Raw genomic sequence first — 6,826 nt, forward strand, 5'->3', positions numbered from 1 at the left:
TTTTATATAAAATATACATGGGAATGGAGCTTACTCCCATTCCCATATTTAATAGAAAAAGAGGAACTCAATGCTACATTATACAAAAGAAGACTTGCTCGAATTGGGTGCAGAAATCACTACGCGTGAAATCTACCAACAGCCTGATGTATGGAGAGAAGCTTTTGAATTTTACCAAGCAAAACGTGAAGAAATTGCAGCCTTCCTACAAGAAATCGCTGATAAACATGACTATATTAAGGTTATCTTGACAGGTGCTGGGACTTCTGCTTATGTGGGAGATACCTTGCTACCTTACTTTAAGGAAGTCTATGACGAACGCAAATGGAATTTCAATGCTATTGCGACAACAGATATCGTTGCCAATCCAGCAACCTATTTGAAAAAAGATGTGGCAACTGTCCTTGTGTCTTTTGCTCGTAGTGGGAACTCGCCTGAAAGTGTGGCGACTGTTGATTTGGCCAAATCCTTGGTGGATGAGCTTTATCAAGTGACGATTACTTGTGCAGCAGATGGTAAATTGGCTCTTCAAGCTCACGGTGATGACCGTAATCTCTTGCTCTTGCAACCAGCTGTCTCTAATGATGCTGGATTTGCCATGACTTCTAGCTTTACGTCTATGATGTTGACAGCTCTCTTGGTCTTTGATCCTACAGAATTTGCTGTTAAGTCTGAACGTTTTGAAGTTGTATCTAGTCTTGCCCGTAAAGTTTTAGACAAGGCAGAAGATGTCAAAGAGCTCGTTGATTTAGACTTTAACCGTGTCATCTATCTAGGCGCTGGTCCTTTCTTTGGACTTGCTCATGAAGCTCAGCTCAAGATTTTGGAATTAACTGCTGGTCAAGTTGCGACCATGTATGAAAGCCCAGTTGGCTTCCGTCACGGTCCAAAATCTCTTATCAACGAAAATACAGTTGTTTTGGTCTTTGGTACAACGACAGACTACACTCGTAAGTACGACTTGGACTTGGTTCGTGAAGTTGCTGGTGACCAGATTGCTCGTCGTGTTGTGCTTTTGAGTGATCAAGCTTTTGGTCTTGAAAATGTCAAAGAAGTGGCCCTTGGTTGTGGCGGTGTCTTGAATGATATTTACCGTGTCTTCCCTTACATCGTTTATGCCCAACTCTTTGCCCTATTGACTTCACTCAAGGTAGAAAATAAACCAGATACACCGTCTCCTACAGGTACAGTAAACCGTGTAGTACAAGGTGTCATAATTCACGAATATCAAAAGTAAGACAGTGTTTATGAATTCTTGACAAGAGGATTTGTAAATTATCAGATAAACCATAGATTGTCAGTACGCTTTCTATGGTTTGTTTGCTTGAGAGAAATAGTAAAAGGAGAACAGAATGAAAGCATACACAGAGCGTGTATTTGGAAATGTTGAGGGCGAGGATGTCTTGGCCTATCGATTTGAGACAGACGGTGGCTACCAACTTGAGGTTATGACTTATGGTGCGACCATCTTGCGCTATGTCGCACCTGACAAGGCTGGAAATTTTGCCAATGTTATCTTGGGATTTGATGACTTTGATAGTTATGTAGGCAATAGTCCCAAGCATGGAGCAAGTGTAGGTCCTGTAGCGGGTCGTATTGCAGGTGCGACCTTTGAGCTCAATGGTAAGACCTATGACCTTGAGGTTAATAATGCTAGCAACTGTAATCACAGTGGTTCAACTGGTTGGGATTCCAGCTTGTTTGAAGTTGAAGAAGTAAGCGATCATGGCTTGACTCTCTACACAGAGCGTACAGATGGGACAGGAGGGTTCCCTGGAAATCTCAAGATTTGGATCAGTTATCACTTGGAAGAAACTGGTGCCTATAAAATCAGCTACAAGGTGACGACCGATCAGGATACGCTGGTCAATCCAACCAACCACAGCTATTTCAACTTGTCTGGTGATTTCACGCAGACGATTGACCGTCATGTCTTCCAACTAAATACAGAGGGTATTTACCCAATCGCTCCCGATGGTGTTCCTGCCAAAACTCCAGAAGCCAACCGTGATGTGGTCAAACACATCTACAATGGTGCCTTGTTGAAGGATATCTTTGCAGAAGAAGATGAGCAAATCCAGCTGGCATCAGGTTTGGATCACCCATTTGCCCTTCCTGTAGGCCATGACAATGCTGGATTCCTTTATGACCAAAATTCAGGTCGCTTCCTGCTTTTCAAGACAGAAACTCCTTGCTTTGTGGTCTACACAGCAAACTTTGTGGATGAGAGTGTACTTGTGGCTGGTCAGCCAATGGTGCAGCACAATGGGATTGCCCTTGAAGCGCAAGCTTTACCAGATGCCATTCACAGCGACCTCAAAGACCAAGTCATTCTTAAAGCTGGTCAAACCTTCACCAGTAAGACACGTTATGAACTTGTTGTGAAATAAAAAAGCTGGTCAAAAAGTCTTTAAAATTAAAATAACGCATATTGTCAGGTGATGAAAAGTTTGATAATATGCGTTTTATTATGAAATGATTTACTTTATATTATCCTGAAATGGTGTTATTTTTGAGTTATCTGGCTTGACTTTCTTGATGGAAATTATACAATAGTTGTAATAATTACAACGAGAAAAGAGGACCATTTATGACCTATGAATACAAGAGTCACATTTATTTGGCAGAGACAGTTTTAAATGTAAAGGATTTGGCCAGTCAAACAGCCTTTTATCAGCAAGTTATTGGTTTAGAAATCTTATCTCAAACTGAGACAGAGTCCATTCTAGGCCTTGGTGGAAAAGTCTTGGTACAGCTGATTCAAGCACAAGAGAGCGGAGAAGTGAGGGAACATTGTGGTCTTTACCATTTGGCCATTCTCTTGCCCACACGCAAGGCTTTGGCTGATGTCTTGAAACACCTGACAGATTTACAGATTCCTCTTGTCGGCGGTGCAGACCATGGTTACAGTGAAGCTATTTACTTGGAAGATTTGGAGGGAAATGGCATTGAACTCTATCGAGATAAGCCGGTTTCCACATGGGATATTCGAGAAGATGGACGCATTATCGGAGTGACGGAGGCTCTTGCGGCGCAGGACATTTATGAGTTGGGGGAAAGAGTAGAGCCCTTTATCTTGACAGAAGGTACGAGAATGGGGCATATTCATCTTTCCGTCAAGGATAGTCGAAAGTCCAGCCAGTTTTATCAAAAGGTGTTAGGGCTAGAGGATAAATTCAGTGTGCCTAGCGCTAGTTGGATTGCGGCTGGAGATTACCATCATCATTTAGCAGTTAACGAATGGGGAGGAAAAGGTCTGGATTCGCGTAAGCAAGGCTTACCAGGTTTAGCCTACTATGTCATCGAAGTCGCACATAAAGAAGAACTGTTAACGATTGCCCAACGAGCACAAGAAGTTGACGCACCAATCAAATGGATGACATCGAGCCAATTGGAAATCACAGACTCAGATGGAATTGTGACTCGTATTTGCTTAGCTCGATAGACAGGATGTGATGAAAATCAGAGCATCAATTGTAGAAAGTGGTTTTTATTCTAGTATTAGCTTTTCCTCAGTTCATCAGCTTCCTCCTTGACACTTTGTCAGTTTTTGATACAATAGTACAAAATTAGAGGAGGTGGGTTATGATTCAGAAACATGCGATTCCCATTTTAGAGTTTGATGATAATCCTCAGGCGGTTATCATGCCCAATCACGAGGGGCTGGACTTGCACTTGCCCAAGAAATGTGTCTATGCATTTTTAGGTGAAGAGATTGACCGCTATGCGAGGGAAGTAGGGGCGGACTGTGTCGGCGAATTCGTTTCAGCCACCAAGACCTATCCAGTCTATGTCGTGAACTACAAAGGCGAGGAGATTTGTCTGGCTCAGGCTCCTGTTGGTTCAGCTCCAGCAGCCCAGTTTATGGATTGGTTGATTGGCTATGGTGTGGAGCAGATTATTTCCACAGGTACCTGTGGTGTGCTAGCCGATATAGAGGAAAATGCCTTTCTAGTCCCTGTTCGCGCTCTGCGAGATGAAGGAGCCAGTTACCACTATGTGGCACCTTCTCGTTATATGGAAATGCAGCCAGAGGCTATTGCTGCCATTGAGCAAGTTTTGGAAGTCAGAGGGATTCCCTATGAAGAAGTCCTGACCTGGACGACAGACGGTTTTTACCGAGAAACGGCTGAAAAGGTGGCTTATCGTAAGGAAGAGGGCTGTGCTGTTGTGGAGATGGAGTGTTCTGCGCTTGTGGCAGTAGCCCAACTGCGAGGGGTTCTCTGGGGAGAATTGTTGTTCACAGCTGATTCCTTAGCAGACTTGGACCAGTACGATAGTCGTGACTGGGGATCGGAAGCTTTTGAGAAGGCGTTAGAACTGAGTTTAGCAAGTGTTGTGCAACTTTAGTCGCTTTTCTCGGCAGTTTCTTATCTTAGTGAAGGAGAACTTTAAAAGCTTGATTGATGATTATTTTTTGCCGAATAAAATAGGAAGTCGGTAGTTTTTAGACGTTTCTAGAAATGGACGAGTTTGGATAACCTCTTTTTTAGGATAAGCGTACGCGATGTTTTGTCCATTCCTATTTGAGATATTTCTTTTGTTTTATGGTACAATGGAAACATGTTATTCAAATTATCTAAGGAAAAAATAGAGCTAGGCTTATCTCGTTTATCGCCAGCCCGTCGTATTTTTTTGAGTTTTGCCTTGGTCATTTTACTAGGCTCTCTTCTTTTGAGCTTGCCCTTTGTCCAAGTTGAAAGCTCACGAGCGACTTATTTTGATCATCTTTTCACTGCTGTCTCTGCAGTCTGTGTGACAGGTCTTTCAACCCTTCCAGTAGCTCACACATATAATATCTGGGGTCAAATAATCTGTTTGCTCTTGATTCAGATCGGTGGTCTAGGACTCATGACCTTTATTGGAGTTTTCTATATCCAGAGCAAGCAAAAGCTTAGTCTTCGTAGCCGTGCAACTATTCAGGATAGTTTTAGTTATGGAGAAACTCGATCTTTGAGAAAGTTTGTCCATTCTATTTTTCTCACAACTTTTCTAGTTGAGGGTTTGGGAGCTCTATTCCTCAGTTTTCGTTTTGTTCCACAACTTGGCTGGGGGCGCGGTCTTTTTAGTTCCATTTTTCTAGCTATATCCGCCTTCTGTAATGCAGGTTTTGATAATTTGGGGAGCACCAGTTTATTTGCTTTTCAGACCGATTTACTGGTCAATCTGGTGATTGCAGGCTTAATTATTACAGGTGGTTTTGGCTTTATGGTCTGGTTTGATTTGGCTGGTCATGTAGGAAGAAAGAAAAAAGGGCGCCTGCACTTTCATACGAAGCTTGTACTATTATTGACTCTAGGTTTGTTGTTATTTGGAACGGCAACTACTCTCTTTCTTGAGTGGAACAATGCTGGAACGATTGGCAATCTCCCTGTTGCCGATAAGGTTTTAGTTAGCTTTTTTCAAACAGTGACGATGCGAACAGCAGGCTTTTCTACGATAGATTATACTCAGGCTCATCCTGTGACTCTTTTGATTTATATCTTACAGATGTTTCTAGGTGGGGCACCTGGGGGAACGGCTGGGGGGCTCAAGATTACGACATTTTTTGTCCTCTTGGTCTTTGCGCGAAGTGAGCTTTTGGGCTTGCCTCATGCCAATGTTGCGAGACGAACGATTGCGCCGCGAACGGTTCAAAAATCCTTTAGTGTCTTTATTATCTTTTTGATGAGCTTCTTGGTAGGATTGATTCTGCTAGGGATGACAGCCAAAGGCAATCCTCCCTTTATCCACCTCATATTTGAAACCATTTCAGCTCTTAGTACAGTTGGTGTAACGGCAAATTTGACTTCTGATCTTGGGAAATTGGCTCTCAGTGTTATCATGCCACTTATGTTTATGGGACGAATTGGTCCCTTGACCTTGTTTGTTAGCTTGGCAGATTACCATCCAGAAAAGAAAGATATGATTCACTATATGAAAGCAGATATTAGTATTGGTTAAGAAAGGAAAGAGAATGTCAGATCGTACGATTGGAATTTTAGGATTGGGAATTTTTGGGAGCAGTGTCCTAGCTGCCCTAGCCAAGCAGGATATGAATATTATCGCTATTGATGACCACGCAGAGCGCATCAATCAGTTTGAGCCAGTTTTGGCGCGTGGAGTGATTGGTGACATCACAGATGAAGAATTATTGAGATCAGCAGGGATTGATACCTGCGATACCGTTGTCGTCGCGACAGGTGGAAATCTGGAGTCGAGTGTGCTTGCGGTTATGCACTGTAAGAGTTTGGGGGTACCGACTGTTATTGCTAAGGTCAAAAGTCAGACTGCTAAGAAAGTGCTAGAAAAGATTGGAGCTGACTCGGTTGTCTCGCCAGAGTATGAAATGGGGCAGTCTCTAGCACATACCATTCTTTTCCATAATAGTGTTGGTGTCTTTCAGTTGGATAAAAATGTCTCTATTGTGGAGATGAAAATTCCTCAGTCTTGGGCAGGTCAAAGTCTGAGTAAATTAGACCTCCGTGACAAATATAATCTGAATATTTTGGGCTTCCGAGAGCAGGAAAATTCCCCATTGGATGTTGAATTTGGACCAGATGACCTCTTGAAGGCAGATACCTATATTTTGGCGGTCATCAACAACCAGTATTTGGATACCCTAGCAGCATTGAATTTGTAAAAGAGGGAGCTTCCCTCTTTTTTGATGCTTAAGATGGTAAATAGAGACAGAAGCCTTGTATTCTAGTAAAAGTTCTTCAAAGGCTGGACTTTATGGTAGAATAGAAAGCAGTGACAAGAGAGAGTAATACTCTTCGAAAGTCAAATTTAAACCACGTCAACGTCACCTTGCCGTAGGTATAGGTAACTGACTTCGTCAGTCTTA

6 protein-coding genes are annotated in these 6,826 nt (G+C 42.6%); all 6 read left to right on the top strand.

What is annotated here, in order from left to right; translation table 11 throughout:
* The first annotated feature begins 70 nt into the window (after positions 1-70).
* The 6 genes from HT688_RS05925 (at position 71) to HT688_RS05950 (ending at position 6,622) form a co-directional block, all read left to right on the top strand.
* Complete coding sequence (locus HT688_RS05925) at positions 71-1,237, top strand: SIS domain-containing protein (RefSeq protein ID WP_000903556.1); 1,167 nt, start codon at positions 71-73, stop codon at positions 1,235-1,237.
* Between the two features lie 115 nt (positions 1,238-1,352).
* Positions 1,353-2,390 carry an aldose epimerase family protein gene (locus HT688_RS05930; protein ID WP_000649432.1) on the top strand — a complete coding sequence of 346 codons (1,038 nt, stop codon included), beginning with the start codon at positions 1,353-1,355 and terminating at the stop codon, positions 2,388-2,390.
* A 200-nt stretch (positions 2,391-2,590) separates the two neighbouring features.
* Positions 2,591-3,445 (top strand): VOC family protein, encoded by an 855-nt coding sequence (locus HT688_RS05935; RefSeq protein WP_000220708.1) that lies wholly within the window; start codon positions 2,591-2,593, stop codon positions 3,443-3,445.
* A 140-nt stretch (positions 3,446-3,585) separates the two neighbouring features.
* Positions 3,586-4,350, top strand: a complete 765-nt coding sequence (locus HT688_RS05940) for a nucleoside phosphorylase (protein WP_000614982.1) — start codon at positions 3,586-3,588, stop codon at positions 4,348-4,350.
* Between the two features lie 213 nt (positions 4,351-4,563).
* Positions 4,564-5,943 (top strand): TrkH family potassium uptake protein, encoded by a 1,380-nt coding sequence (locus HT688_RS05945; RefSeq protein ID WP_000897723.1) that lies wholly within the window; start codon positions 4,564-4,566, stop codon positions 5,941-5,943.
* A 13-nt stretch (positions 5,944-5,956) separates the two neighbouring features.
* Positions 5,957-6,622, top strand: a complete 666-nt coding sequence (locus HT688_RS05950; RefSeq protein WP_001283900.1) for a potassium channel family protein — start codon at positions 5,957-5,959, stop codon at positions 6,620-6,622.
* Positions 6,623-6,826: the final 204 nt, after the last annotated feature.

The organism is Streptococcus sp. 1559 (genome assembly GCF_013276735.1).
GTDB classification, from domain to species: Bacteria; Bacillota; Bacilli; order Lactobacillales; family Streptococcaceae; genus Streptococcus; species Streptococcus pseudopneumoniae.

What these genes read in the sequence shown, in the direction of transcription:
- HT688_RS05925 (WP_000903556.1), top strand. Translation starts at nt 71, where the DNA reads ATGCTACATTATACAAAAGAAGACTTGCTCGAATTGGGTGCAGAAATC.
- HT688_RS05930 (WP_000649432.1), top strand. Translation starts at nt 1,353, where the DNA reads ATGAAAGCATACACAGAGCGTGTATTTGGAAATGTTGAGGGCGAGGAT.
- HT688_RS05945 (WP_000897723.1), top strand. Translation starts at nt 4,564, where the DNA reads ATGTTATTCAAATTATCTAAGGAAAAAATAGAGCTAGGCTTATCTCGT.
- HT688_RS05940 (WP_000614982.1), top strand. Translation starts at nt 3,586, where the DNA reads ATGATTCAGAAACATGCGATTCCCATTTTAGAGTTTGATGATAATCCT.
- HT688_RS05950 (WP_001283900.1), top strand. Translation starts at nt 5,957, where the DNA reads ATGTCAGATCGTACGATTGGAATTTTAGGATTGGGAATTTTTGGGAGC.
- HT688_RS05935 (WP_000220708.1), top strand. Translation starts at nt 2,591, where the DNA reads ATGACCTATGAATACAAGAGTCACATTTATTTGGCAGAGACAGTTTTA.